The following is a 26,453-nucleotide window of genomic DNA, read 5'->3' as shown; positions in this document are numbered from 1 at the left end:
AAGACCATGAGTACCGATAGTAATCTGAACGAAGCCCAGAACACCCAGTTGCGCATCGACGCGCTCGAATACCACCGCAGCCCGACCCGCGGCAAGATCGAAGTGGTGGCCACCAAGCCGCTGTCGAACCAGCGCGACCTGTCGCTGGCCTACTCGCCGGGCGTGGCCTACGCCTGCGAGGAAATCGCCGCCGACCCGGCGACCGCCTTCGATTACACCTCGCGCGGCAACCTGGTGGCCGTGATCACGAACGGCACCGCGGTGCTGGGCCTGGGTAATATCGGACCGCTGGCATCGAAGCCTGTCATGGAAGGCAAGGGCTGCCTGTTCAAGAAATTCGCCGGCGTCGACGTGTTCGACCTGGAACTGGACGAACTGGATCCGGACAAGCTGGTCGACGCCATCGCCATGCTCGAGCCGACCGTGGGAGGCATCAACCTGGAGGACATCAAGGCGCCGGAATGCTTCTACATCGAGAAGAAGCTGCGCGAGCGCATGAACATCCCGGTCTTCCACGACGACCAGCACGGCACCGCGATCATCTCGACCGCCGCGCTGCTCAATGCGCTGAAGGTGGTGGGCAAGGACATCGGCCAGATCAAGCTGGTGGCCTCGGGCGCCGGCGCGGCGGCCATCGCCTGCCTCGACATGATGGTGCTGCTGGGCGTGAAGCAGTCGAACATCTACGTCACCGACTCGAAGGGCGTGATCTGGCAGGGCCGCGAAGCGAATATGGAAGCCAACAAGGCGCGCTATGCGCAGGCGACCGATGCGCGCACCCTGGGCGACATCGTCAAGGATGCCGACGTGTTCCTGGGCTGCTCGACCGCCGGCGTCTTGAGCGGCGACATGGTCAAGACCATGGCCGACAAGCCGGTGATCCTGGCCCTGGCCAATCCGGAACCGGAAATCCGTCCGGAAGTAGCGAAGGCCGCGCGTCCGGACGTCATCATCGCCACCGGCCGTTCGGACTATCCGAACCAGGTCAACAACGTGCTGTGTTTCCCTTACATTTTCCGCGGCGCGCTGGACTGCGGCGCGACCCGCATCACCGACGAGATGAAGCTGGCCTGCGTGACCGCGATCGCCGAACTGGCCGAAGCCGAGGCGAGCGACGTGGTGGCGCTGGCCTACGAAGGCCAGGACCTGACCTTCGGCCCTGAATACATCATCCCGAAACCGTTCGATCCGCGGCTGCTGGCGGCGATTGCCCCGCGCGTGGCGCAAGCGGCCGCCGAGTCGGGCGTGGCGACCCGTCCGATCGCCGACATGGACGCCTACCGTGACAAGCTGGGCGAGATGATCTACCACACCGGTTTCTTCATGAAGCCCGTGTTCAACAAGGCGCGCGCCAATGTGCGCAAGGTTGCCTACGCCGAAGCGAACGAGCCACGCGTGCTGCGCGCGGTGCAGGCGGTGGTGGACGAGGGCATCGCCCAGCCGGTGCTGATCGGCGACGAGACCGCGATCGCGCGCGCCGTCAAGCAGGCCGGCCTGCGCCTGCAGGCGGGCGTGGACTACACGGTCATCGCGGCGCAAGCCGACACCACGCTGCAAGGCACGCGCCTGCTGAAGTCGGGCCAGGTCGACGCCCTGATCTGCGGCATGACCGGCAGCTATGACAGCCACCTGGAACACGTGAGGAACGAAATCGGCGTGGCGCCGGGCGCCGAAGTGCTGGCCGCGATGAACGCGCTGGTGCTCGACAAGCTGACCCTGTTCATCACCGACACCTACGTCAACGAGACCCCGAGCGCCCGGGAACTGGCGGCCATCACCCGCCTGGCGGCCGAGGCCCTGCAGCACTTCGGCCTGGAGCCGAAGGCGGCGCTGCTGTCGCACTCCTCGCAGGGTTCGTCCGAGCGTCCGTCGGCGCGCCGCATGCGTGAAGCCCGCGCGCTGCTGGCCGAACAGTCCCCCGAGCTGGCGGTGGTCGGCGAGATCCACGGCGACGCCGCGTTGTCGCAGGAAATCCGCGACATCTACGGGATCGACGCCGGCTACACGGGCAGCGCCAACCTGCTGGTGATGCCGTCGCTGGACGCGGCCAACATCCTGTTCAATGTGCTCAAGGTCGCCAGCGGCAAGGGCGTGACGGTGGGTCCGATCCTGTTGGGCGCGGCCAAGTCGGTGCACATCCTGAGCCCGAGCGCCACCGTGCGCCGCATCGTCAACATGACGGCGCTGGCGGCGGCGCAGGTCGTCTAAGGCGGTAATCCTTCCCATACGACGGCCCCTTGCGAGGGGCCGTCGCGTTTTTGGCTTTGTCTATGATTTCGGTGATCGACCTTGCATTGAACTTCGGCCTGGGCGCCACGCTCGGCATCGCCGGCGGCATGCTGGGCATCGGCGGCGGCCTGATCGCCATTCCGGTGCTGGGCCTGTTGTACGGCATGAACCAGCACCTGGCCCAGGGCACGGCGCTGGTGATGATCGCGCCGAACGTGGCGATCGGCTTCTGGCGCTATCACCAGAAGCACCCGGTCGACCTGCGCTCGGTCGGCGTGGCCGGCCTGTGCTCGATCGGGACCGCCTGGCTGGCGGCGCGCTTCGCGGTGGCGATCGACGCCCAGGTGCTGCACTACGCCTTCGCGCTTTTCCTGCTCGCGCTGGCGCTGTACTTCGGCTGGCCGTCGCGGCGCAAGACCGGCGCGCCCCCGCCGCCCGCGAGGGAAGTGCCGCGCCGGCTGATGCCGGCGATCGGCATCGCCAGCGGCGCGGTATCGGGTTTCTTCACGATCGGCGGCGGCATGGTAGTGGTGCCGGCGCTGGTGAGCCTGTTCAAGATGCCGCAGACGCGCGCCCAGGGCATGGCGCTGGCGCTGGTGGTGCCGGGCGCCTTCGTGGCGCTGGCCACCTATGGCCATAGCGGCGCGGTCGACTGGCAGGTGGGCCTGCCGCTGGCGCTGGGCGGGGTGCTGACCGTGTCGTGGGGCGTGCACCTGGCGCATACCCTGCCGCCACGGCTGTTGCGGGTGGCGTTCAGCTCGGTGCTGCTGGCGGCTGCCGTCACGATGCTGGTGACCGGCGGCGCCTGAGCCAACTCAAGAAGGCGCGAACTGCGCGGCCAGGAAATCGATGAAGGCGCGCGCCCGCGCCGATTGCCGGCGTCCGCCCGGATAGACCACGTACAGGTCGGCCGCCGGCTGCACGTACTGCGGCAGCACGATGCGCAGGCGGCCGCTGTCGACGTATTTTTTCAAGTCCCATTCCGAGCGCACCAGGATGCCGTGGCCGTCGAGCGCCCAGCCGAGGGCGATGTCGCCATCGTTGCTCGATAGCGTGCCCTGTACCTTCACCGAGACATTGCGGCCCTCGTGCACCAAGCGCCACACGCCGTGCGCGTCCTCGTTCTGGCGATGGACGATGCAGCGGTGCTGTGCCAGGTCGGCCAGGCTGCCCGGCTCTCCATGCCGTTCGAGGTAGCGCGGCGAGGCGCACAGGAAGCGCCGGTTCGACATGATGCGGCGCGCCACCAGGCGCTGGTCGGGCAGCTCGCCGAAGCGGATCGCCAGGTCGATGCCGTTCGCAACCAGGTCGACCGGGCGGTCGGTGACGTCGAGCTGCACCTCGACCTGCGGATAGCGCTGGGCGAAGCTCGAGACGAGCGGCGCGATCGCGGTGCGCCCGAAGCCCAGCGAGGCGTTCACCTTCAGCAGCCCACGCGGCACCGAGCGCGTGCTGGACACCGCTTCTTCCATCTCGCGCAGCTCGGCCAGGATCCGGGTCGCGTAGTGCAGATAGGTTTCGCCTTCCGGCGTCAGGCTGCTGGTGCGGGTGGTGCGGTTGACCAGGCGCACGCCCAGGTGTTGTTCCAGCTGCGCCAGGCGCTTGGTGGCGGCGGGCGGGGTCAGGTCCAGCTCGCGCGCGGCGGCCGACAGGTTGCCGTGGCGTGCCAGCAGGACGAAGAATTCGAGGTGGGAGGCGAGGTCGTTTTTCACCGCAGGTTAATAATCTAGTGAATCCGGCTCAATCATAACCGCCTTTGAAGCGAATAATCTGGTGGCTCGTTCAATGCGAAGGAATACCAGATGAGAATCGTCGAAATCCGCGAAAAGACCGTCCCGATCAGCTCCCCGATCCGCAACGCCTATATCGATTTCAGCAAGATGACGCTGAGCGTGGTCGCCGTGGTGACCGATGTCGTGCGCGACGGGCAACCGGTGATCGGCTACGGCTTCAATTCCAACGGCCGCTACGGCCAGGGCACCCTGATGCGCGAGCGCTTCATCCCGCGCATCCTCGAGGCCGACCCGGCGTCGCTGGTCGACGCCAGCGGTGACAACCTGGATCCGCACAAGGTGTGGCAGGCGATGTTCACCAACGAGAAGCCGGGCGGCCATGGTGAGCGCTCGGTGGCCATCGGCACCATCGACATGGCGGTATGGGACGCGACCGCGAAAATCGCCGGCAAGCCGCTGTTCCAGCTGCTGGCCGAGCGTTACGGCAACGGCGAGCCGGATCGCAAGGTGTTCGTCTACGCGGCCGGCGGCTATTATTATCCGGGCCAGGACCACGGCAAGCTGAAGGACGAGATGCGCAGCTACCTGGATCGCGGCTACACGGTAGTCAAGAAGAAGATCGGCGGCGCCTCGCTCGACGAAGACCTGCGCCGCATCGATTCGATCCTGAGCGTGCTGGGGGATGGCCAGAAGCTGGCGGTGGACGCCAACGGCCGCTTCGACCTGGACACCGCGATCCGCTACGCCAAGGCGCTGTCGCAGTACGATCTGTTCTGGTACGAGGAAGCGGGCGATCCGCTCGACTACGAGCTGCAGGCCACCCTGCGCAACTACTACGACAAGCCGATGGCCACTGGCGAGAACCTGTTCTCGATGCAGGACGCGCGCAACCTGATCCGCCACGGCGGCATGCGTCCCGATCGCGACTGGCTGCAGTTCGACTGCGCGCTGAGCTACGGGCTGGTGGAATACCTGCGCACGCTCGATATGCTGCGCCAGCATGGCTGGTCGGCCAGCCGCTGCATTCCGCACGGCGGGCATCAGATGTCGTTGAATATCGCGGCCGGGCTGGGGCTGGGCGGCAACGAGTCGTATCCCGACCTGTTCCAGCCGTATGGCGGCTTCCCTGACGGCGTGAAGGTCGAGAATGGCTACATCACGATGCCGGACTTGCCGGGGATCGGCTTCGAGGGCAAGGCCGACCTGATTGCCGAGATGCGGCGGCTTACCGCTTGATCGGCGGCGGCGTCGTGCGCCTGCGCCGCTTGACCACGACCGTGCCGGCCATCTTGTCGTGCCAGCCCTGCTTGCGCGCATCGATGCCGACCCAGATCAGGCCGAGCCCCAGCGGGATGCTGGAGACGAAGTAGCCGACGTAGCGCACCAGGAACTGGCGCGCGCTCGGCCTGGCGCCGGTGCGCGCGTCGACGATGACGGCGTCGATGGCCATCTTGCCCGGCGTGGTCGAACGCGCGAGCCAGAACAGCATGATGACGATGGCGGGCAGCACCCAGCCGATGAACAGGTCGGCCAGGCCGCCGTCGAAGGACGGATCGTGCCAATAGGCCGGCCCGTACAGGTACCAGAGCAGCGGCGCCGTGAGCATCATCATCAGGATGGTGTCGAGGAGGGCGGCGCCTACCCGGAGCCAGAAGCCGAGGTATTCCGGTTCGCCTGCGTCGTGCAGCGCCATGCTGTCCTTTCGTGGGATGTCAGTGGTGCAGTGGACAGTAGCACCGGCTCGGCCGGCATGCAAGCAGGCCGGGCGCAGGTCAGACGCAGGTGCGCCGCAGGTCAGCTGTCCTTGTCCAGATAGCGCGCGACCGCCTGGCCCACCTCGGTGGTATTGGCCGCGCCGCCCATGTCCGGCGTGCGCGGTCCTTCGACCAGGCATCGTTCGATCGCCGCCAGCATGGCGTCGTGGGCAGCGGTATAGGTGGCGTCGCCCTGGCCCAGGAAATCGAGCATCATCGCGCCCGACCAGATCATGGCGATCGGGTTGGCGATGTTCTTGCCGTAGATGTCGGGCGCCGAGCCGTGCACCGGTTCGAACAGCGAAGGGAAGGTGCGTTCCGGATTCAGGTTGGCCGACGGCGCGATGCCGATGGTGCCGGTGCAGGCCGGGCCAAGGTCGGACAGGATGTCGCCGAACAGGTTGGAGGCCACCACCACGTCGAAGCGCTCGGGCGAGATCACGAAGCGCGCGCACAGGATGTCGATGTGGTACTTGTCCCATTTGACGTCGCCATACTGCTGGCCGATGGCGGCCACGCGTTCGTCCCAGTAGGGCATCGAGATCGAGATGCCGTTCGACTTGGTGGCGGCGGTCAGGTGTTTCTTTGGACGGCGCTGGGCCAGGTCGAAGGCGTACTTGAGGATGCGGTCGGTGCCGTGGCGGGTGAAGACCGATTCCTGCAGCACGAATTCGCGCTCGGTCCCTTCGAACATCTTGCCGCCGACCGAGGAGTATTCGCCTTCGGTGTTTTCGCGCACCACGTAGAAGTCGATGTCGCCGGGCTTCTTGTTGGCCAGCGGGCAGGGCACGCCGGGCATCAGGCGCACCGGGCGCAGGTTGACGTACTGGTCGAACTCGCGCCGGAATTTAAGCAGCGAACCCCACAGCGAGACATGGTCGGGCACCGTGTCGGGCCAGCCGACGGCGCCGAAATAGATCGCCTCGAAGCCGTCGAGCTGCTGGCGCCAGTCGTCCGGCATCATCTTGCCGTGCTGGGCGTAGTAGTCGCAGTCGGCCCAGGCGAAGGTGGTGAATTCGAGGTTGATCCCGAAGCGGCGGGCGGTGACTTCGAGGGCGCGCAGGCCCTCGGGCATGACTTCCTTGCCGATGCCGTCGCCGGCGATGACTGCGATCTTGTGGGTGTTCATGTAGCGTGCTCCTGAGTGCTGGATTGGTGTGCCTAGAATAATCCAAAACGCGGTGTTTATAATAAGGCTTTCCGTGGCGGCAAGGAACACGAAGCGTGAATAATCTACTGGAGAATGCCGACTTGCGCGTGTTCGTGACCGTCGTGCGCAAAGGTTCGTTCGCCCAGGCCGCCGCGGAACTGGGCATGTCGGCGGCTTATGTGAGCAAGCGCATCGGCGTGCTGGAAGAAGCGCTGGGCGTGCGGCTGTTCCAGCGCACCACGCGCCGCATCGTCATCACCGAGGAGGGCGAGCAGGCTTTCGGGCGGGCCCAGGCCATCCTCGACAGCCTGGACGACCTGGTCGACGAGGTATCGGAGCGGCGCCGCGAGCCCAGTGGTCGGGTGCGCATCTGCAGCAGCTTCGGGTTCGGGCGCAATGTAGTGGCTCCGGCCATCGCCAAGCTGGTGCGCGCCTATCCGGCGCTGCAGATCCGGGTCGAGGTGTTCGACCGCCTGGTTGATCCGGTGGCCGAAGGCTTCGACCTCGACGTGCGCATCGGCGACGAGATCGCGCCGCAGCTGATCGCGCGCCGCCTGATGGCGAACCACCGCATCCTGTGCGCGGCGCCGGATTACCTCGCACGGCATGGGGCGCCGCGCTCATTGCCGGAGCTGTCTGGCCACCAGTGCCTGGTGATCAAGGAGCGCGACCATCCATTTGGCGTGTGGCGGCTGCGTTCGCGCGCAGGCGAAGAGACGGTGAAGGTCTCGGGTGCGCTGTCGACCAACCATGGCGAGATCGCGCTGCGCTGGGCGCTCGACGGCGCCGGCATCATCCTGCGCTCGCGCTGGCATGCCCAGCCCCATCTCGATGCCGGGCTGCTAGTGCAGGTGCTGCCTGACTTCAGCCAGGAGGCCAATGTCTGGGCCGTGTATCCGCAGCGGCTGGGCAATTCCGCCAAGGTGCGGGTGTGCGTGGAGTTCCTGGAACGCGAGCTGGCCGCGGGGCGGGCACCGGAATAGGGCATTTTGGGTGGACGACTCGCACCGAAACAGGGGTGCGCGCACCGGAATGGTGCTCCGCACAAGTGTCTTAGTTCAGGTGTTTCTCATCCACTACGCCACGATGCGTGGTGTATCGACATTGCGCCGCAACATGAGCGATAATAGCGGCCCGAAGCGCACCATACCCCGTGCGTTTCGCGCATTTGCGCCTACCCGGCGCGCCGGCATCCCTGTTACCTCTATATCTCAAGGAACATGAACTTCAGCTCTACGCTCGTCGCTACCCCCTGCACGGCCACCCGGCGGACCCTGTCCGTTCGCGTGGCGATTGCCACCATCGTCGTCGATGCGGCGGTGCGCGAATGAGCCAGTCTGCCATGTTCCCCGGTTCCGCATCGCCTTCCCAGCGCGCAGTCGTGGTCAAGCCCCATTCGCCACTCGATGACGTCTACGGCATTGCCGTTGGCGTGCTGTTCGTCGTGATCGGCATCGTGCTGCTGCAGGCGGCCCAGCTGATCACCGGCGGCGTGGCCGGCATCGCGCTGCTGACGTCGTATGTGAGCGGGCTGTCGGTCGGCACCTTGTTCATGATGATCAACGTGCCGTTCTTCCTGTTCGGCTACCTGTTCATGGGCCCGCTCTTCACCTTGAAGTCGCTGGCTGGCAGCGCGTTGATCATGGGCCTGCTCAAGATCATGCCTTTCGTGTTGGTGATCGACCACATCCACCCCGCGGTGGCGGCACTGGGCGGCGGCACCTTCTGCGGCATGGGCATCCTGGCCATGGCGCGCCATGGCGCCGGCGTCGGCGGCACCGGCATCGTCACCCTGTGGCTGCAAAAAAAATACGGCATCAACGCCGGCCGCACCCAGGTCATGATCGACAGCGTCATCCTGCTGCTGGCCCTGGGCCTGGTGGCCCCGCACCTGGTCGGCTGGTCGGCACTGAGCGCGGTGGCAATGAGCAGCATGGTCATGGTCTGGCACCGCTCCGGCCGCTACTTCGGCAGCTAAATCCCAATTAGGGTCAGAGTAGAATTATTGAGCAATTACTCCGCTTGATCGGCAGCTATTCTCGATGAACAGCTGCCTGTAATCAGGCAGCGAAATAATGAGGGTCAGAGTCGAATTATTTGCCAATTGATTTTCAAAAATTGGCAAACAATTCGACACTGACCCTCTTTGTTTTACGCTCGTGCGAGCGCTATCATCGGTAAGACTAGTTCTCGGTTCCAACTGGTTCTCAATCGCCAACAAAAATGGCGCCAAATCTGACGCAAAGAATTAGGGTCAGAGTCGATTTACTGAGCAATTTCTTGGATTGTCGATAAGTTCGACGCTAATGCTCAGGTCGATCGGAGACATTGTCCAATAATTAGGGTCAGAGTCGAATTATTGACTAATTGATTTACTGAAGTTGTCAAACAATTTTACTCTGACCCTAATTGTGGATTGGGCTGGGCGGTAAGCGCGCGCGGCTCAGTGGGGGTGGGTTGTAGAATTGGTGGCAATTTTATTGTCTGGAAATTGCCATGCCGCGTCTTTTGCATTGTGTTGTGTTCGGGCTGTTGTTTGCGTCGTGTCAGGCGGTTTTTGGGCAGCAGCGTGGCTTGCTGATTCAGAACGCGTATGTCGTTAGCCTTGATCCGCAGCAGGGTGAGCGGCGCGATGCGGATGTGCTGGTAAGGGATGGGCGGATTGTTGCGGTTGGGCGCGGGCTCGAGGCGGCGGGGGCGGAGAGGATCGATGCGCGTGGGATGATCTTGCTGCCGGGGCTGGTCGATACGCATAACCATCTGTGGCTCAGTGCGGCGCGCGGGCAGTTTCGGAATACGCCTGACACCGATTATTTTGCGCTCAAGAAGCGGCTGGGGCGGCACTATACGGCGGATGACGTTCGTATCGGTACGTATTTCGGCGCTGTTGAGACCATGTCTTCGGGCGTCACGACTACTGTCGATTTCTTTCATAACCTGCGCAGCTCGGCGCACCTGGAGGCGGCTGAAGAGGCGCTGCTGCGAAGCGGCATTCGCGCGCGGTTGATGGCGGGCGCGCATGACGATCTCCGCGCGGCCGAGAGCGTCGATCTCGAGCTGCTCGCTGCTGCGGCGGCGCGGGCGCGGCCGGGGCGGGTCACGCTGGGGCTGGGGTGGCGCGGGGTGGGGGAGGGCAAGGCCGACGTGGTTGCCACCGGCCGCCGCGAGATCGCGGCGGCGCGCAAGCTCGGCTTGCCGGTCTCGGTGCATTCCGGCGGCAAGCGCAATGGCGCGCTGGCCGCCAGCGGCCTTCTCGGTAAGGATGTGCAGATCGTGCACGCCACCGGCGCTACGCCGGCCGAGCTGGCGGCGTTTCGAAAGGCAGGCAGTGCGCTGTCGCTGACGCCGGTCACCGAGCAGCGGGTTGGCTATGGCCTGACCGTGCTGGACGACTACGCGGCCGTGGGGCGCATCGGCCTGGGCATCGACGGCACGGCGCTGGCCGGCAGCGCCGACCTGTTCGCCAATATGCGCCTGCTCGCGCTCACCGAGTCCGGCGCCGGCAAGAAGGAAACGGCGGTCGCGCCGCGCCGCATCCTCGAACTGGCGACGATCGAGGCGGCGCGCTCGATTGGCATGGACGACCAGATCGGTTCGATCACGCCCGGCAAGCGCGCCGACCTGATCCTGCTCGACCCCGGTGCCCTGAACATGGCCCTGGCCGAGGACAGCGATCCCTATGCCCTGATCGTGTATTCGGCCACGCCGGCCAACGTCGACACGGTGATCGTCGACGGTGTCGTACTCAAGCGAGACGGGCGCCTGATCGGCGTCGATGTTCCCCGCGTGATGAAAGAGGCGCGCGCCTCGATCGACGCCATCCTCGAACGCGCAGGCGCTGCTTCCCAATAAAACCTCAATAGGTTTGCGTAGCCGGATTGGCGTGCAGCAGCAGCGTGGCGCGCAGGCCCGGATGGTTGTCTTCCAGCGTCAGGCTGCCGCCATGCAGGCGCGCCACGGCCGAGACCACGCTCAGGCCCAGGCCCACGCCCGGCGTGCCGCGGCTGGCGTCGACCCGGTAGAAGCGCTCGATCACGCGCGTGCGCTCGTGTTCCGGAATGCCCGGGCCGTTGTCGGCCACCACCACCGCCACCCGGTCGGCGTCGAGGCGGCGCGCGGTGATCGCGATCACGCCGCGCACCGGCGCGTATTTCAGGGCGTTGTCGGCCATATTGCCCAGGGCCTGGGCCAGCAGCACCGGGTCGCCCACCACCCGCAAATCCTCGGGCGCGTCGAAGCCCAGGTCGATGTCCTTCAGTTCGGCCACCGGTCCGTAGAATTCGGTGACCTCGGCGCCCAGCGCGGCCAGGTCGACCTCGACGAAACCGCCGCGCCGGCTGCCGCTGTCGATTTCGGCCAGGCGCAGCAGCGCGTTGAAGATGCCCATCACGCGATCGACGTCGTCGATGGCGGCGTCGATCTCGGCGAAGGTTTCCTCGCTCGGCGGACGCGCCACCGACAGTTCCTCGAGCCGCGCGCGCAGCTCCGACAGCGGCGTGCGCAGGTCGTGCGCGATCGCGTTCGACACGTCCTGCACCCCCGTCACCAGGTGCTCGATCTGGTCCAGCATGCGGTTGACGGTGCGGGTCAGCTGCTGCAGCTCGTCGCCGTCGCGCGGTTCCACCAGGCGGTGTGACAGCTTGCCTTCGATGATCGACGCCGTGGTCTGGCTGATGCGCTGCACCCGCCCCAGGAGCGCGCGCCGGATCAACACGCCGCCCAGCGCCGCCCCCACCAGCACGGCCAGCGCGCAGCCCAGCAGGCCATAGGCGAACAGGCGCTCGAGCTGCTGGAAGCGATCCAGGTTGCTGGCCACCAGCAGCATATAGCCGTCTTCCAGCGTCACCCGCACCAGCTCCACGTTGCGCGGCTTGTCGTCGACCCGGATCGTCACCTGGCACAGGCCGTCGCGCTCGGGCACGCCCTCGGGCCACTCCGGCAGGTTGCCGGCCAGCTTGGCGCCGTCGGGCGCCACGAACAGCATGATCTTGCGCACGCCGTCATTGACGCCATGGACCTGGCTGTCGATCGCCGCCGCCAGCGCCGGCGGGCCCTGGCGCTCGAACAGATTGCGCAGGTGCCGGGCGTCCGTCTTGAGCAGCTGGGTGCGGACCTCGCCGATGTTCTTGTGCCAGGCGAACCACAGCGGCGCGGCGAACATCGCCAGCACCAGCAGGGTGACGACGGCGTAGCCGATCGCGATGGTGCGGGCGGAAAAGCTGGGCAGGCGCAGGTTCAAGGCAGATGGCTCATGGCTGGTCGGTCAGCATATAGCCGGCATTGCGCACGGTGCGCAGCAGCGGCGTGGCAAAACCCGCGTCGATCTTCTGGCGCAGCTTGCTGATGTGGACGTCGATGACGTTGGTTTGCGGGTCGAAGTGGTAATCCCACACGTTCTCGAGCAGCATGGTGCGCGTCACCACCTGGTTGGCGTGGCGCAGCAGGTAAGTAAGCAGCTTGAATTCGCGCGGCTGCAGCGCCACCGGCTTGCCGGCGCGCGTGACGCGGTGCGACAGCATGTCGACCGACAGGTCGCCCAGGCTCATCACGGTCTCCACCGCCTGGCTCTGCGAACGGCGCAGCAGGGCGTCGAGCCGCGCCAGCAGCTCGCCGAAGGCGAACGGCTTGGTCAGGTAGTCGTCGCCGCCGGCGCGCAGGCCGCGGATGCGGTCATCCACGCCGTCCAGCGCGGAGAGGATCAGGATCGGCACCCGGTTGCCCTGCTGGCGCAGCGCTTCGATGATGCCCAGGCCGTCGATCCCGCCCGGCAGCATGCGGTCCATGACGATCGCGTCGTAAGGCTCGCTGACGGCATGGTACATGCCGTCGCGGCCGTTGTCGGCGTGGTCGACCGTATGGCCGGCCTCGGTCAGCCCCTTCTTGACGAAGCGGGCCACGCGTTCATTGTCTTCGACGAGTAACAGTTTCACGGCAGTCTCATTGGGAAGCCGGCATTGTATCCGCTGCCTCGGCCTTCGGCGCGTGGACCACGGGCGGTGGCGGCGGTGGTGCGTGGATCGCCGGCGGCTTGGCGCGGCCGGCGACGATCACGTAGAACAGCGGAATCAGGAAGGTCGCCAGGAAGGTCGCGGTCAGCATCCCGCCGATCACGCCGATGCCCAGCGCGTTCTGGCTGCCCGAGCCGGCCCCGCTGGAGATCGCCAGCGGCAGCACGCCCAGGATGAAGGCCATCGAGGTCATGATGATCGGACGCAGACGCACCTTCGACGCTTCCATGACCGCCTCGACCAGCTCCATGCCCTGCATCTGCAGCTCGCGTGCGAATTCCGCGATCAGGATCGCGTTCTTGGCCGACAGGCCGATGGTGGTCAACAGGCCCACCTGGAAGAACACGTCGTTCTCCATGCCGAAGGCGGTGGCGGCGCCCAGCGCACCGAGCACGCCGATCGGCACCACCATGATCACCGAGATCGGGATCGCCCAGCTCTCGTACAGCGCCGCCAGGCACAGGAACACGACCAGGATCGACAGCGCGTACAGCAGCGGCGCCTGGGCACCGGCCTGCGATTCCTGCAGCGAGATGCCGCTCCATTCGAAGCCGATGCCCTGCGGCAGCTGGGCCGCCAGGCGGGTCATGATGGCCATCGCCTCGCCGGTACTGTGGCCGGCCGTCGGCTGGCCCACGATCTCGGCCGAGGTGATGCCGTTATAGCGCTGCATCGACGGCGAACCCCACGACCAGCGCGCGCTGGCGAAGCTCGAGAACGGCACCATATCGCCCTGGCCGTTCCTGACGTGCAGCAGTTTGATGTCGTCCGGGTTCATGCGGAACTGGGCGTCGGCCTGGATGTAGACGCGCTTGATGCGGTTGTCCATGTCGAGGAAGTTGTTGATGTAGCGCGAGCCCCAGGCAGTCGAGAAGGTCTGGTCGACCAGGGTCAGGTCGATGCCCAGCGCGGCAGCCTTTTCGCGGTCGATGTCGATCTTGTAGGTCGGGTTGTCGGCCTGGCCGGTGAAGCGCACCCGGGTCAGGGCCGGTTCCTTGGCCGCCAGTTCCAGCAACTGGTCGCGCGCCTTGGCCAGTGCGTCGCGGCCAAGGCCGCCGCGGTCCTGCAGTTGCATCGTGAAGCCGGTGGCCGAGCCCAGGCCGCGGATCGACGGCGGCTCGATCGGCACCACCTGGGCGTTCTGCAAGTCCTTGTAGCGCGCGGCGATCCGGTTGGAGAGCGCCGACACGTGCAGGGCATCGTCCTTGCGCTCGTCCCAGTCGTGCAGGCGCACGAACATGCGGCCCACGTTCTGGCCGCGCTGGCCCTGGCCCGAGCCGTTGATGACCATGGTCGCCTCGACCATCGCCTTTTCGTCGTTCAGCAGATAGGTGCTGATCTCATCGAGCACCTTGCCGGTCTGTTCCTGGGTGGTGCCGGCCGGGGTCTGGACCTGGACCAGCATGAAGCCCTGGTCTTCCTTGGGCAGGAAGCCGCCCGGCAGGCGCAGGAACAGCGCCGCGACGATGCCGATGATGACCAGGTACACCACCATCCCCAGCGCGCGGCGGCCCAGGATGCTGCTCACCGCGCCCAGGTAGCGGTCGCGGCTCTTGTCGAAGCCGCGGTTGAACCAGCCGAAAAAGCCTTTCTTTGCGTGGTGGTTGGGGTCGACCGGCTTGAGCATGGTCGCGCACAGCGCCGGGGTCAAGGTCAGCGCGATGAAGGCCGACAGCAGCATCGAGGCCACCACCGTGAGCGAGAACTCGCGGTAGATCGCGCCCACCGTGCCGCTCGAGAAGGCCACCGGCACGAACACCGCCGACAGCACCAGGGCCACGCCGATCAGCGCGCTGGTGATCTGGCCCATGGCCTTGACCGTCGCTTCCTTCGGCGGCAGGCCGTCCTCGTGCATCACGCGCTCGACGTTCTCGACCACCACGATGGCGTCATCGACCAAGAGGCCGATCGACAGCACCAGGCCGAACATCGACAGCGTATTGACGGTGAAGCCCAGCGCCGCCATGATGCCGAAGGTCCCCAGCAGCACGACCGGCACCGTGATCGACGGGATCAGGGTGGCGCGGAAGTTTTGCAGGAACAGGTACATGACCAGGAACACCAGCACGATGCCCTCGATCAGGGTGTGCATCACGCCGCTGATCGATTGCTCGATGAAGGGCGTGACGTCGTTCGGGTACACGGTGCGCAGGCCCGGCGGGAAGAACTCGCCCAGCTCGGCCAGGCGGGCCCGCACCGCGACCGCGGTGTCGAGCGCGTTGGCGCCCGGCGCCAGCTGGATGCCCAGGCCCGACGCCGGCTTGCCGTTGTAGCGCACATCGACGTGGTAGTTCTCCGAGCCGAGCGCGACCCGCGCCACGTCCCCGATGCGCACGCTCGAGCCGTCCGGCTGGACCTTGACCAGGATGCGCTGGAATTCCTCCGGCGTGCGCAGCAGCGTCGCCTGGGTGATGGTGGCGTTGATCGACTGTCCCTGCACCGCCGGCGTGCCGCCCAGCTGGCCGCCGGAAACCTGCACGTTCTGGGCCCGGATGGCGGCGCTGACGTCCAGCGGCGTCAGCGCATAGGCGGTCAGCTTGACCGGGTCGAGCCAGATCCGCATGGCGTACTGGGTGCCGAACACGTTCATGCTGCCCACGCCCGAGATGCGGCTGAGCGGATCCTGGATGTTCGACGACACGTAGTTGGCGATGTCGAACTTGGTCATGCTGTCGTCGTCCGACACGAAGGCGGCCACCATCAGGAAGTCGCTGGTCGACTTGGTCACCCGCAGGCCGGTCTGCTGCACCTCGGCCGGCAGGCGCGGCACAGCCGCCTGCAGCTGGTTCTGCACCTGCACCTGGGCGATGTCGGGATCGGTGCCGGCGGCGAAGGTGAGGGTGGTGGTCGAGCGGCCCGAATCGTCGCTCGAGGAATCGATGTACAGCAGGTTGTCGATCGCGGTCAGCTGCTGCTCGATCACCTGGATCACGGTGTTCTGCATGGTCTCGGCCGAGGCGCCCGGGAAGTCGGCCTGGATCTGCACCGACGGCGGCGACACCGGCGGATACTGCTCGATCGGCATGCTGTACAGGGCGATGCCGCCCGCCAGCATGATGAGCAGCGAAATGACGATCGCGAAGATCGGGCGCTGGATGAAGAACTTTGGCATCGTCGCTTATCCCTGGCTGGCGGGCGCCGACGGCGCGCCGATCCGGACCACGGTGCCCGGACGCAGCTTCTGGGTGCCGCTGATGATCACGCGTTCGCCTTCCTTCAGGCCCTCGTCGATCAGCCAGTAACCGTCGACCAGGGCGCCGGTGCGCACGCTGCGCAGCTGGGCCTTGTTTTCGCGGTCGACGACCATGACGGTCGCGGTGCCTTGCGGGGTGCGCGAGACGGCCGGCGCCGGCACCCGCATCACGGCCTGGCGCACGCCCTGGCTGACGCTGGCGCGCACGAACATGCCGGGCAGCAGCAGCTTGTCCGGATTCGGGAAGCGCGCGCGCAGGGTGACCGCGCCGGTGGCCTGGTCGACCGTCACGCCGGAAAACTCGAGCGTGCCCTGGCGGCTGTAAGTCGTGCCGTCTTCCAGCGTCAGGCTGACCTTGGCGGCGTTGGCGCCGTCCATGCGCACCCGGCCGGCGGCGATCTCGCGGCGCAGGGCCAGGCCGTCGACGCTCGACTGTTGCAGGTCGACGTACATCGGGTCGATCTGCTGGACGGTGGTCATCAGGGTCGCGGCGCTGCCCTGGACATAGGCGCCTTGCGTCACCGTGGACACGCTGCTGCGGCCGGTGATCGGCGCGCTGACGCTGGTATAACCGAGGTTGATGCGGGCGGTCTCGACGGCGGCCTTGGCGGCGGCAACGTCGGCCGCGGCTTCCAGCTGGGCCGCCTCTGCGTTCTCGAATTCCTGCTTGCTGACCGCATTTTCCTTCACCAGCACCTGGTTGCGCTTGAGCTGGGAGGCGTTGCTGGCCAGCGTGGCCTGGGCCCGCTGCAGCTCGGCCTCGGCGCTGGCCAGCGTGGCGCGATAGGGCGCCGGGTCGATCAGGTAGAGCGGATCGCCTTGCTTGACGTCGGCCCCTTCCTTGAACCGGCGTTCCTGCACGATGCCGTCGACCCGGGCCCGGACCTCGGCCAGCAGGAAGGGCGCCGTGCGACCCGGCAGGGCGATGTTCAGCGCCACGTTGGACGTGCTCATCGTCAGGACGGCCACCTCCGGAACGGTGGGCGCGACGGGTTTCGGGTCTTTGGCGCAGGCGGACAGCAGCAGCGCCGCCAGTACGGCGGCGCCAAGGGCCGGCTGGCGGCGCAAGGAAGTGGTCGAAGGCATGTAGTCGGATCCGGAATGCAAGGTTGAGAGCGGTATTTTCCCTACCTTCGATCATGCCCGGCGCCGGCTTAAGCGGGGGTGTGCGAATTATTAATTTTCGTTAATGTTGTCCTTCAGCTGTGCCAGAATGGTCCATGGATGAGCGATAGCCTGTTACCGCAGAGCGGAAAAGTGCAACCCGGCGCTTCCGACGGCGGGCGGGGGGGAGTATGCCCGCCGCCATGGCCTGGGACTGGGAGTATCGGGACTAATGTCCGACGGTTTCTCCGCGCGCGAAGGCCAGCAGGTCGGCGTTCACCCGGTCCTTGTGTGTATCCGTCAAGCCATGCGGCGCCCCGGCATAGGCAATGAAGGTGGCATGCGGAACCAGCCGCGCCGAGGCCCGGCCGCCGACGTCGATCGGCACCACCTGGTCGTCGTCGCCGTGAATGATCAGGGTTGGCTTATCAAATTTCCTGAGGTCATCCCGAAAATCGGTTTCGGAAAACGCCGCGATCGAATCGTAGGTATTCTTGTGCCCGCCTAACATTCCCTGCAAGAACCACGACTGGATCAGCCCCGGCGACGGCGTCGCGCCCGGCCGGTTGAAGCCATAGAAGGGGCCGGACGGAATATCGAGGTAGAGCTGGGCCCGGTTCTCGATCTGGCTGGCGCGGATGCCGTCGAACACTTCGCGCGGCACGCCGTCCGGATTGTCGGGCCGCTGCACCATCAGCGGCGGCACGGCCCCGATCAGGACCAGCCTGGCAATGCGCCCGGTGCCGTGGCGGCCGACGTAGCGCGCCACCTCGCCACCGCCGGTCGAGAAGCCGACCAGGCACACGTCATTTAGGTCGAGCAATTCGAGCAGCTGGGCCAGGTCGTCGGCGTAATGGTCCATATCGTTGCCATCCCACGGCTGACTCGAGCGCATATGCCCGCGCCGGTCATGCGCGATGGTGCGGAAACCGTTGTGCGACAGGTGCAGCATCTGCGCTTCCCAGCTGTCGGCGCCCAGCGGCCAGCCGTGGCAGAACACGACCGGCCGGCCGCGGCCCCAGTCCTTGTAATAGATGTCGACGCCGTCGCGGGTGGTGAAATAGGCCATCGGGTTTCCTTTCGACGTGGTGGGCGGTGGCCCGGCATGGATCAGATGCCGGGCTTCGTCGATTGTTCCGGATCGGCGGCAAGGCGTTGCCGTCGGGATCAAGGATTAGAACTGATTGCGCAGTCCAAACACGATATTGCGTCCGCGCAACGGCGACTGGGCCTTGACGAAGGACGCGTGGCTATACGCCAGCTCATCGGTCAAATTCGTGCCGCTGAGGTAGAGCTCGGTCCAGCGGCCGGGGCCGTGGGGGAAGCGGTAAGCCAGGGTTGCGTTGAGCATATTGTAGCCATCGGTGCGCGTCTCCAGCGGCGCCAGCCGGTCTTGCGTGAACTGGCGGTAGACCTCGAATCCCGCCGACAGCGGCCCCCAGTCGCCCTGGTAGCGGGCGCCCAGCCGCGCCGGCGGGATGCGCGGCAGATAACCTTTTTCATCGCCGAGCTCGGCATGCACATAGTCGCCGAAGACTGTCACGCGCGAGGCTGGCGTGAGACGGTAGCTGGCCTGGCCGTCGATACCCTTGAAACGTGCCTTGCCCGCCGTATAGATCAGGAAATGGTGGGCGAGGCCGTTGCGGGTCTCGGTTTCCAGCGCGTGGGCGTACACATAGTCGTCGACGTCCTGGTGGAACAGCCCGACTTCGAACTCGAACGGCCCGCCGGCCTTGCGGAAGGTGAGGTTCAGCGTGTCCGATTTTTCCAGGACATCGCCGCGGAAAATGCCGGCCTCGTCGAGAATGGGATCGATGAACTCCCAGTCGGCCAGCAATCCCAGTTCATAGCTATTGGTGGCGAGATTGTTGCCGAAGGCGAATAGCTCGCGCATATTCGGCGCCCGCTCGCTGCGCGCCAGCGCCAGGGCGGCCGAGTAGCCGCCGCCAATATTCAAGGTCGCGCCGATCGAGGCGGAGAGCGGACGATGCTTACGGTCGGGGTTTCTGCTGACATGGCCCTCGCGCATGCTCGCTTCGAGTACCTGACGCCAGTTCGGGCCGTCCATCTGTTCATAAGAGGGAATATATTCTTCCGGCACCCGGATGAAGAATTCCCCGGGAATGGGCACGCTGACCGTGCGCCAGTCCTTGCGTACGGCGAGCTCGACGTCGACGGCGCCGAACGCGCGCCGTTCGCTGAGGAAAAGCCCGGTGTTCTCGGTTACATAGCGTGTCTGCCCTTCGAACCCGTAAAAGTTGGTCGATGGCACGTGCAGGTCGATCAGATTCAGTCCGCCGAAAGTGCCGTCCGTATACTGCAGGCCGAGCGTGCCGGTGAATCCGAGCAGGGGCTTGTGGGTCAGCTCGAGGCGGCCATCCTTGACCTTGTTGGTATAGCGGCTATACAGGATGGGGCCGTCGATCTCGTCGTGCTGGTAGTCGGTGTGCGAAGCGCGGAACTTGAGGCCGGAAAAGCCGGGCAGCGGATCGACATAGTCGGCCCGGACATCCACACGATCGCTGCGCAAGTCGATCCAGGCCGTGTCCGAGTCGGGATTGTCCAGCGGATTCTGGTAACTCCCATGCCCCACGCAATGCAGGTCGACCCGCACCGGATTGAAATAACCGTGCAGGTGGCACACGCCATTCGCATGGCTGTGTCCGGGCAGGCCGTACTCGTTGCGCACGCGCGTATAGGCCGCGCCGATATAGCCCTTCTTGGTGATCCACGAACCGCCCACGCTATAGTTCTCGCTGTCGGCGAAGGAGTCGCGCAGCCTGTCGGCGCCGAAGGCGGACGGCACCTCGTACTCTCCGGAATTACGTTTGGCGCCTTCGGCATGCAGGGCGAAGTTGCCGCTGCCGGCGGTGACGCGGCCGACCACGGTTTTCTCATTGTCGCCAGTGCCGTAGCGTATTTCTGTCGCGCCGGTGACGCCGCCCTCGGGGACCAGCTTCGGCACCTTGCTGTCGATCAGGTTGATCGCGCCGCCGGTCGCGTTGCCGCCGTAGCGCACGGCGGCCGGTCCGCGCATGACCTCGATGGCGTCCAGCAGCAGTGGATCGGTGGCGATGCCGTGGTCGGGCGAGACCGACGACACGTCGAACAGGTTGGCGCCATCGCTCAGCACCTCGATGCGCGGCAGGGTCTGGCCGCGGATCACTGGCCTGGCGGCGCCGGCGCCGAAATTGTCGAGGTGGACGCCGGGCAGGCCGGCCAGCGTTTCGCCGAGGGTGCCCATGCGGCGCCGCACGAGTTCCTGGCCCGATAATGTCTGCACCGGCGTGACGGTCAATGGCGCGGCGTCGTCGCGGCGGGCGGTGACAACGACGGTGCTGTCGGGTTCGGGTTCGCGCTCGGCGGCCAGCGGCAGGGCGGGAGCCAGTACAAGGCAGGCGCCCAGGATGGGAAGGCGTTTCATGGTAGTCCTTTCAGGGTGATCAAACGGTTGCTGTGGCCGAGGCGCCAAGCGCCATCTCTTCCAGATACAGTTGCTCGAGCTCCAGCGCCGAGACCTCGTTCGCGCGCAAGGTGCGCAACAGGCGACCGTCGCGCATCAGGCCGATCGTGGTGGCCACTTCGCGCGCGCGGAACAGGTCGTGGGTGGCCATCAGCACCGCCGCGCCGGCGTCGCGCTGGCGCAGCAACAGGCGGTGGAATTCGGCGCTGGCCTGCGGGTCGAGGCCTGAGGTCGGCTCGTCCAGCAGCAGGCCGCTCGCCTGGCGCGCGATGGCCAGCGCGATCGCGACCTTCTGGCGCATGCCCTTCGAATAGCCGACGGCGCGGCGTTCGATGGCGGCGGCCGGCACCCCGGCCTGCTCGAGCCAACCGCGCAGGCGCGCCGGGGTACGGTCAGGCACACCGGCGAGCCCGGCGAAGTAGTCCAGGTTTTCCAGGCCGGAGAGTTCCCCGTACAGCGCCACCTGCTCCGGCAGGTAGAGCAGGCGGCGGCGCGCGGCCAGGGGATCCTTCTGGACGTCGATGCCGTCGACCAGGGCCAGGCCCGAGGTCGGCGCCAGGAAACCCAGCAGCAGCTTGATGGTGGTGGTCTTGCCGGCGCCATTGGCGCCGAGCATGCAGAATATCTCGCCCGGCGCGATGCGCAGGTCGAGGTTGTCGAGGGCGCGCTGGCCCCCGAAGGATTTGGACAGCGCTTGTGCGTGCAGCATGGTGGACCTCATTCGGTGAAGGTGGCGTGGCGGCGCAGCCGGCGGCCGGCGGCCAGCAGCAGGGCGGCCATGCCTAGGACGATGACGGCGGCGTCGAACAGCAGGGCGCCAAGGCGCTCGACGGGCGGCGCCTCGCGCAGCACGAAGCGCGGCAGGCCGCGGTCGTAGTCGGCGACGGTGAGCAGGCGGTCCTGGTCCAGGTGGCGCCGCACGAGCTGGCGCACCTCGAGCAGGAAGCCGTGGGCCTGGTCCTGGAAGCGCAGGGCGCGCCCGGCGTCGCTCCCGGCCAGCCTCTCCAGCGCGTCCTGCAGCGCGATCGCGGGCGAGACCACGCGCAGGCCGTCGAGCCAGGCCAGGCGCTGCGCCTGCTGCGCGCGGTAGGGCTGGAGCGCTTCCTGGATCAGCCGTTCGCCGCGCTCGACCTCGAGCGCGCGGCGCCTCAGGCTGTCGGGGATGTTGGGCGCGGGCACGCGATCGGGCGCGACCGCAGTGCGCAGTTCGGCGCGCGCCTGCATCGCCTTGGCACGCAGCGCGTTCGCGCGCTCGGCCTGGCTGACCGGTGGCGCGGCCAGGTCGGCCACGCCCAGGGCCAGCGCCGGCAACAGCACGACCAGGGCCAGCCAGGCGCCCAGGCAGCCCAGCGCCGCCTGGGCGGCGTTGCGGGCGACCAGGTTGACGAAGAGGGCAAGCACGAGCCAGAACAGCGCATACAGCAGGACCAGGCCTCCGGCCTGCAGCAGCGCCGTCGGCCCGGCCTCGCTCGCGAAGGCCAGGGTCGCGACCACGATCGCCGCCAGCGGCAGGGCCAGCAGCAATGCACGCGCCGCCGCCTTCGCCGCCAGCAGATGCGCCGGCGCGATCGGTTGCGACAGCAGCCACGGCGCCATCCCGCGCTCGCGTTCGGCCGCGAACAGGTCGAAGCTCCCGGCCAGCACCAGCAATGGCAGCAGCCAGACGATCGCGAAGGCCAGGTCGAACCGGCCGGCCGCCAGCACCGCCGGGTTTTCCATACCGGCCGTGTGGCGGTCGAAGATTGTATTGCTGGCGATAAACGGGAAAACGGTCGCCGCCATCGGGTAGCCCTCGGCCTGGCCGACCGTCAGCAGCGCCAGTTCGCCCGGCGGCAGGGTGGCGCGCAGCGACATCGCGGTGGCGTACAGCGCGCCGCCGTAGCGCGACTTGTTGTCCGGCGTGACCTGTTCGGCGAGCTGGGTGCGGCGCATGGCGTGGGTCGCGCGCTCGTCCTCGAGGATGAGCGCAAGCGTGGCCTGGCGCCCCTCGACCCAGGCCGCGCCGTTCCAGGCGGCGCAGGCGCACAGCACGCCGAACAGGAGCCACAGCGGCAGCAGCCAGCGCCCGCGCAGCAGGCGCCGTCCTTCCATGCGGATGATGGTCAAGGTCGCACTCATGCCGCGCCCTCCAGCCGGCGCGCGGCGAGGCGCATCAGCAGCAACGCGCCGCCTACCCAGGCCGCCAGCGCGGCAAACGGCACAGTGGTGCGCGGCAGCAGTTCGCCCAGGGCCAGCGGCTGCGGCGCGAACGCAATGCCGCGCGTGATCGCCGCCACGTCGCTGGCGTATTCGCGCATCTGCGGCTTACGGTTGAGCTTGATGTCGCGGTTGAGCGCCTGCACCGTCTCGTAGCGATAGCGCTCGGCCTGGGCCAGGAAGTGGCGGTGCGCTTCCATATCGGTGCGCGCCAGGCTGGACGACAGCGGACGCAGGGCCAGCAGCGGCGAGAACGCGCTGCCGGCCAGCGCAAGGCGCGCCTGGGCCGCGTAACCGTCGTACAGCCGGTCGACGTGGCGGTTGTAGATGTCGGCGGTCGCCTTCTCGCCATGCTCGAACAGCAGGCCGGCGTAGTTGATCGGCAGCTCGTCGATGTGCCTGACGCCGTAGCGGGCCAGCGTGGCCTTCTCGAATTCGGCGAAGCGCACGTCGCGCGGGCTGTGGCCGTCCGGACCCTTCATCACCTCGTCGGTCACGGCGGCCTCGAAGGCTTCGGCGCTCGGCGTCGGATGGCGCGCCTCGGCCAGCATGGGCGCCAGCATCGGCGCCAGCACCGCCGTCACGATCCAGAACGCCAGGGCGCCGAACAGCGCGCCACGGCTGCTGGCGCTCCAGGCCGAGATGGCCAGCGTGACGCCGAGGATGGCGGTCCAGTACAGGCCATGGGCGGCCAGCATCAGGCCAAGGGCCGCGAAGTGGGCGGCGCTCCAGGCCGGGACGGTAGCCAGCGCCGCCAGCACGCCCACCAGCGCCAGGAGCAGCAGCAGGACGGCCGCGCAGGCGGCGAAGCGGCCCAGCATCAGCTGCCAGGGAGTGGCGCCGGCGCCGATTTCCTGCCAGGCCAGCTGGCGCGCCCGCTCGCCCGAAAAAACGCCGAAGGCGGCGAACACGATCGTCAACGGCACCAGCACCTGCAGGGCGAAGGCGGGGCTGAAGCCGCCAAAGCGGCTCAGGGCCGCGCCGCCATCGGTGGCCCTGAAGCGGCTGGCGTTCTGGACGTGGCCCTCGAGCTTGAGGGTGGAACCCAGGTGGGCCGTGACGCCAGGATCGAGCACCGCCAGCGGCGCCGCCGGCTTGTAGACAAAGCGCCCGAAGTGGGCCGCCCCATGCGGGTTGGCCTCGCCCTGGGCCTCCCATACCGCTTCCTCGGCCACGGTGTCGTGGATGCGCGCGTTCTCCAGGCGCCGGGCATCGAGCGCCGCGTCGAACAGGGCGAGTGCGCTCAGGGCCAGCACTAGCAGGCCGAGCAGGCGCAGGCGGCGCTCGCGCGCCAGCGACATCCACTGCTGGCGCACGATCAGGCGCAGGGGTGACATGGCGGTAGACATCAGTAGCTCCCGCGCACGCTCAGCAGCACGCTGCGCGGATCGCCATAGATGTTGTAGGTGTTCAGGCCGCCCACGCGCGCCCAGTAAGTACGGTCGAACACGTTGTTGACGGCCAGCGTCACGGCCAGGCGGCGGTCCAGCGCATAGCCCAGCTGGGCGTTGGCGACCGCGTAGCCGCCCTGTTCGCGCAGGCCCCGTTCGCCGGTGCCCAGCAGCGCGCTGCTGGCGGTCATGCCGCCGCCGAGGAACAGGCCGCGCATCCAGGCCGGTTGCCAGCGCGCGTACAGTTTCAGACTGTGCTTGGGTTCGAAGGTCGACCATTCGGCGCCCTCCAGGGTCGGGTGGACGCCGTATTCCGTGCGCAGGAAGGTGTAGCCGGCCGTCAGGTTCAGCTCGGGCAAGGGCCGGCCGCCGATCTCGAACTCGACCCCGCGCACCTTGACGTCGCCGGCGGGGACGTAGACGTCGACGACGTCGGTGGCCAGCGCGCGGTTGCGGTCGCGCGCATTGAACACGGCGGCCGAGGCATTCAGGCGGCCGTCCAGGAACACGCCCTTGGCCCCGATCTCCACCTGGCTGCCCACGCGCGGGTCGAGCGTGCGGCGCTGGGCGTCCATCTGCGATTGCGGGAAGAAGATGTCGGCGTAGGAGACGTAGGCATTGACCTCGGGCGCGATATGCCACAGCAGGGCCGCCGACGGCGTCACCTCGCCGCGTTCGCGGGTGGTGGCGATGAATGCCGTCTCCGGTGTCGGCGCGATATTGCGGGTCTCATTGCGGTAGTTGGAGCTGCGCGCGCCCAGCGTCAATGTGAACGGGTCGGCCAGCGAGAGCCGGGCCTGGGCATAGGCGCCGCTCTGGGTGACCCGGTTGGCGCTACCGCGGGTAAAGTTGCCGTCCGGTTCCGGCACGCTGTCGGGATCGAAGACGTCGACGTTCGGCACCGCGGCATAGGTGACCGACTGGTTGTCGGCCACGCGCCGGTCGAAGTTATACCCTACCGTCAGGCTGTGGCGGCGGCCGAACAGCGAGAACGGACCGGTGGCGAACAGGTCGGCGGCCTCGCGCTCGAAGTCCAGTCCGGCCATGCGGCGCGCGTAGGTGGCGGTGCCGGTGGCGCGGTTCACGCCCGTGCTCGGGTAGCCGTCCTTGTAGAACTTGTCGACGCTGCGGCGCACGGCGCGCGCCCGCACTTCCCAGCCCGCCGCCAGCTTGTGGGCCAGTTCGAGTTCGGCCTGGCTGGTGGCCCACGCCATGCGGTTCCAGGACGGATACACATGGGTCTCGCGCGGCGCCTCGAAGAAGGCGCCGTCGCTCCATGCCGGCAAGCCCATGGTGGTCGAGTCGAGATCATCGACCTGGCGCGTGAAGGCGAACGACAGGGTGGTGCCGCGCGCCACGTCGGCGTCTAGCGCCAGGTAGCCCAGCCATTTGCGGTCATGGGTGGTGTCGTGGAAGTAGTCGCGGTCCTGGAAGGTCGCGACCGCGCGGGCGCGCAGCGTGCCGGCGGCGTTCAGCGGTCCGCCGGCGTCGAGTTCGACCCGGCGGTTGTCGTAGGAACCGACGCTGACTGTGCCCGAGAACAGCGGTTCGCGGCTGCCGCGCTTGCGCACGAAGTTGATCACGCCGCCCGGCTGGCCGGCGCCGGCGGTCACGCCCGATGGCCCGCGCAGCACCTCGACCCGCTCGTAGACCGCCAGCTCGAATTCCTGCTGGCCGCTGCCGGCCTGGCTGGCGGGAATGCCGTCATAGCTCAGCTCCATGGCGTAGCCGCGTGCGCGGAAGTCGGGATTGGCGCCGTCGAAGGGCATTACGCTCACGCCTGGCGCCTGCTGCATCAGGTCGCCCAGGGTGAACAGGTTCTGGTCGCGGATCCGTTCGGCGCTGAACACGGTGGCCGATTGCGGGATGTCGACCAGGCGCTGCGGCGTCTTGCCGCCGACCGTGGCGTGCGAGGGTGCATACGGTTCTTCCAGGCTGGCGTTGACGACCACCTGCGGCACTTCTTGGGCGACTGCGTGCGCGGCGGCGTGGCCGGCGAGCGCGGCGCCAAGGCACAGGCCCATGAGCGTGCGGCGCGGCGCAGGGCGGGGTGCGGTATCGAAAGGCTTCTTCATTCTTCTTTCCTTGAGACGTGCGGCGGCCTCGTCCCGCCATGCGCGGGACGCGGCAACGCCGCTGGTTGATGCAACGGCGTTGCGAATTCAGGCGCGCGCTGGCCGGACGGCCGAGCGCGGGCGCGCACGGCCGATGCCGGCGTGCGGATGGGCGACG

General features: G+C 67.2%; 20 protein-coding genes. 6 read left to right on the top strand and 14 right to left on the bottom strand.

The features are described 5' to 3' along the window. Positions 1-6: 6 nt before the first annotated feature. Both FVD38_RS06700 and FVD38_RS06695 read left to right on the top strand, forming a co-directional pair. Positions 7-2,208 (top strand): NADP-dependent malic enzyme, encoded by a 2,202-nt coding sequence (locus FVD38_RS06700; RefSeq protein WP_147934108.1) that lies wholly within the window; start codon positions 7-9, stop codon positions 2,206-2,208. Between the two features lie 62 nt (positions 2,209-2,270). Beyond that, positions 2,271-3,038, top strand: coding sequence for a sulfite exporter TauE/SafE family protein (locus FVD38_RS06695; protein WP_147934107.1), 768 nt, complete (start codon positions 2,271-2,273; stop codon positions 3,036-3,038). A 6-nt stretch (positions 3,039-3,044) separates the two neighbouring features. Here FVD38_RS06695 and FVD38_RS06690 read toward each other — a convergent pair whose 3' ends face one another. Next, complete coding sequence (locus FVD38_RS06690; RefSeq protein ID WP_147934106.1) at positions 3,045-3,941, bottom strand: LysR family transcriptional regulator; 897 nt, start codon at positions 3,939-3,941, stop codon at positions 3,045-3,047. Between the two features lie 90 nt (positions 3,942-4,031). Here FVD38_RS06690 and FVD38_RS06685 point away from each other — a divergent pair, with 90 nt between their 5' ends. Continuing rightward, complete coding sequence (locus FVD38_RS06685; protein ID WP_147934105.1) at positions 4,032-5,198, top strand: mandelate racemase/muconate lactonizing enzyme family protein; 1,167 nt, start codon at positions 4,032-4,034, stop codon at positions 5,196-5,198. Here FVD38_RS06685 and FVD38_RS06680 read toward each other — a convergent pair. Together FVD38_RS06680 and FVD38_RS06675 are read right to left on the bottom strand one after the other, a co-directional pair. Then, positions 5,188-5,655, bottom strand: coding sequence for an RDD family protein (locus FVD38_RS06680; RefSeq protein ID WP_147934104.1), 468 nt, complete (start codon positions 5,653-5,655; stop codon positions 5,188-5,190). The genes FVD38_RS06685 and FVD38_RS06680 overlap by 11 nt on opposite strands. Positions 5,656-5,756: 101 nt before the next feature. Then, entirely contained in the window at positions 5,757-6,845 is a 1,089-nt protein-coding gene (locus tag FVD38_RS06675) for a tartrate dehydrogenase (RefSeq protein ID WP_147934103.1), read from the bottom strand. Between the two features lie 95 nt (positions 6,846-6,940). On the opposite strand from FVD38_RS06675, the gene FVD38_RS06670 reads away from it, so the two are divergent. Then, complete coding sequence (locus FVD38_RS06670; protein ID WP_147934102.1) at positions 6,941-7,849, top strand: LysR substrate-binding domain-containing protein; 909 nt, start codon at positions 6,941-6,943, stop codon at positions 7,847-7,849. Positions 7,850-8,193: 344 nt separating this feature from the next. Next, positions 8,194-8,844 (top strand): YitT family protein, encoded by a 651-nt coding sequence (locus tag FVD38_RS06665; protein ID WP_229493463.1) that lies wholly within the window; start codon positions 8,194-8,196, stop codon positions 8,842-8,844. Between the two features lie 416 nt (positions 8,845-9,260). Here FVD38_RS06665 and FVD38_RS06660 read toward each other — a convergent pair whose 3' ends face one another. Further along, positions 9,261-9,620, bottom strand: coding sequence for a hypothetical protein (locus tag FVD38_RS06660; RefSeq protein ID WP_147934101.1), 360 nt, complete (start codon positions 9,618-9,620; stop codon positions 9,261-9,263). On the opposite strand from FVD38_RS06660, the gene FVD38_RS06655 reads away from it, so the two are divergent. After that, positions 9,588-10,718 (top strand): amidohydrolase family protein, encoded by a 1,131-nt coding sequence (locus FVD38_RS06655; protein ID WP_147934100.1) that lies wholly within the window; start codon positions 9,588-9,590, stop codon positions 10,716-10,718. The genes FVD38_RS06660 and FVD38_RS06655 overlap by 33 nt on opposite strands. Positions 10,719-10,722: 4 nt before the next feature. Here FVD38_RS06655 and FVD38_RS06650 read toward each other — a convergent pair whose 3' ends face one another. The 10 genes from FVD38_RS06650 to FVD38_RS06605 form a co-directional block, all read right to left on the bottom strand. Next, positions 10,723-12,105, bottom strand: coding sequence for a sensor histidine kinase (locus tag FVD38_RS06650; RefSeq protein ID WP_147934099.1), 1,383 nt, complete (start codon positions 12,103-12,105; stop codon positions 10,723-10,725). A 10-nt stretch (positions 12,106-12,115) separates the two neighbouring features. After that, positions 12,116-12,796 carry a response regulator transcription factor gene (locus FVD38_RS06645; RefSeq protein ID WP_147934098.1) on the bottom strand — a complete coding sequence of 227 codons (681 nt, stop codon included), beginning with the start codon at positions 12,794-12,796 and terminating at the stop codon, positions 12,116-12,118. 7 nt (positions 12,797-12,803) lie between these two features. Continuing rightward, complete coding sequence (locus tag FVD38_RS06640; RefSeq protein WP_147934097.1) at positions 12,804-15,986, bottom strand: efflux RND transporter permease subunit; 3,183 nt, start codon at positions 15,984-15,986, stop codon at positions 12,804-12,806. Positions 15,987-15,992: 6 nt separating this feature from the next. Next, positions 15,993-17,153 (bottom strand): efflux RND transporter periplasmic adaptor subunit, encoded by a 1,161-nt coding sequence (locus FVD38_RS06635; protein WP_147934096.1) that lies wholly within the window; start codon positions 17,151-17,153, stop codon positions 15,993-15,995. Between the two features lie 247 nt (positions 17,154-17,400). Further along, positions 17,401-18,240, bottom strand: coding sequence for an alpha/beta fold hydrolase (locus FVD38_RS06630; RefSeq protein ID WP_147934095.1), 840 nt, complete (start codon positions 18,238-18,240; stop codon positions 17,401-17,403). 105 nt (positions 18,241-18,345) lie between these two features. Further along, positions 18,346-20,595 carry a TonB-dependent receptor domain-containing protein gene (locus FVD38_RS06625; RefSeq protein ID WP_147934094.1) on the bottom strand — a complete coding sequence of 750 codons (2,250 nt, stop codon included), beginning with the start codon at positions 20,593-20,595 and terminating at the stop codon, positions 18,346-18,348. Between the two features lie 19 nt (positions 20,596-20,614). Next, complete coding sequence (locus FVD38_RS06620; RefSeq protein WP_147934093.1) at positions 20,615-21,343, bottom strand: ABC transporter ATP-binding protein; 729 nt, start codon at positions 21,341-21,343, stop codon at positions 20,615-20,617. Between the two features lie 8 nt (positions 21,344-21,351). Next, complete coding sequence (locus FVD38_RS06615) at positions 21,352-22,752, bottom strand: ABC transporter permease subunit (protein WP_147934092.1); 1,401 nt, start codon at positions 22,750-22,752, stop codon at positions 21,352-21,354. Further along, on the bottom strand, positions 22,749-24,179 hold the full coding sequence (locus FVD38_RS06610; RefSeq protein ID WP_147934091.1) for a DUF3526 domain-containing protein: 1,431 nt from the start codon (positions 24,177-24,179) through the stop codon (positions 22,749-22,751). Before FVD38_RS06610 ends, FVD38_RS06615 begins: the two co-directional genes overlap by 4 nt. After that, complete coding sequence (locus tag FVD38_RS06605; RefSeq protein WP_147934090.1) at positions 24,179-26,296, bottom strand: TonB-dependent siderophore receptor; 2,118 nt, start codon at positions 26,294-26,296, stop codon at positions 24,179-24,181. Before FVD38_RS06605 ends, FVD38_RS06610 begins: the two co-directional genes overlap by 1 nt. Between the last annotated feature and the right edge of the window lie 157 nt (positions 26,297-26,453).

Origin of the sequence: Massilia arenae, from assembly GCF_008014745.1 — a bacterium.
GTDB lineage: Bacteria > Pseudomonadota > Gammaproteobacteria > Burkholderiales > Burkholderiaceae_D > Telluria > Telluria arenae.
The sequence above is the reverse complement of the archived record's forward strand: the minus strand, read 5'-3'. Positions and strand labels throughout refer to the sequence as shown.

Coding starts and splice junctions, on each gene's coding strand:
- FVD38_RS06700 (WP_147934108.1), top strand. CDS start 7: ATGAGTACCGATAGTAATCTGAACGAAGCCCAGAACACCCAGTTGCGC.
- FVD38_RS06695 (WP_147934107.1), top strand. CDS start 2,271: ATGATTTCGGTGATCGACCTTGCATTGAACTTCGGCCTGGGCGCCACG.
- FVD38_RS06685 (WP_147934105.1), top strand. CDS start 4,032: ATGAGAATCGTCGAAATCCGCGAAAAGACCGTCCCGATCAGCTCCCCG.
- FVD38_RS06680 (WP_147934104.1), bottom strand. CDS start 5,655: ATGGCGCTGCACGACGCAGGCGAACCGGAATACCTCGGCTTCTGGCTC.
- FVD38_RS06675 (WP_147934103.1), bottom strand. CDS start 6,845: ATGAACACCCACAAGATCGCAGTCATCGCCGGCGACGGCATCGGCAAG.
- FVD38_RS06665 (WP_229493463.1), top strand. CDS start 8,194: ATGAGCCAGTCTGCCATGTTCCCCGGTTCCGCATCGCCTTCCCAGCGC.
- FVD38_RS06655 (WP_147934100.1), top strand. CDS start 9,588: ATGATCTTGCTGCCGGGGCTGGTCGATACGCATAACCATCTGTGGCTC.
- FVD38_RS06660 (WP_147934101.1), bottom strand. CDS start 9,620: ATGCGTATCGACCAGCCCCGGCAGCAAGATCATCCCACGCGCATCGAT.
- FVD38_RS06640 (WP_147934097.1), bottom strand. CDS start 15,986: ATGCCAAAGTTCTTCATCCAGCGCCCGATCTTCGCGATCGTCATTTCG.
- FVD38_RS06635 (WP_147934096.1), bottom strand. CDS start 17,153: ATGCCTTCGACCACTTCCTTGCGCCGCCAGCCGGCCCTTGGCGCCGCC.
- FVD38_RS06630 (WP_147934095.1), bottom strand. CDS start 18,240: ATGGCCTATTTCACCACCCGCGACGGCGTCGACATCTATTACAAGGAC.
- FVD38_RS06625 (WP_147934094.1), bottom strand. CDS start 20,595: ATGAAACGCCTTCCCATCCTGGGCGCCTGCCTTGTACTGGCTCCCGCC.
- FVD38_RS06620 (WP_147934093.1), bottom strand. CDS start 21,343: ATGCTGCACGCACAAGCGCTGTCCAAATCCTTCGGGGGCCAGCGCGCC.
- FVD38_RS06615 (WP_147934092.1), bottom strand. CDS start 22,752: ATGAGTGCGACCTTGACCATCATCCGCATGGAAGGACGGCGCCTGCTG.
- FVD38_RS06610 (WP_147934091.1), bottom strand. CDS start 24,179: ATGTCTACCGCCATGTCACCCCTGCGCCTGATCGTGCGCCAGCAGTGG.
- FVD38_RS06605 (WP_147934090.1), bottom strand. CDS start 26,296: ATGAAGAAGCCTTTCGATACCGCACCCCGCCCTGCGCCGCGCCGCACG.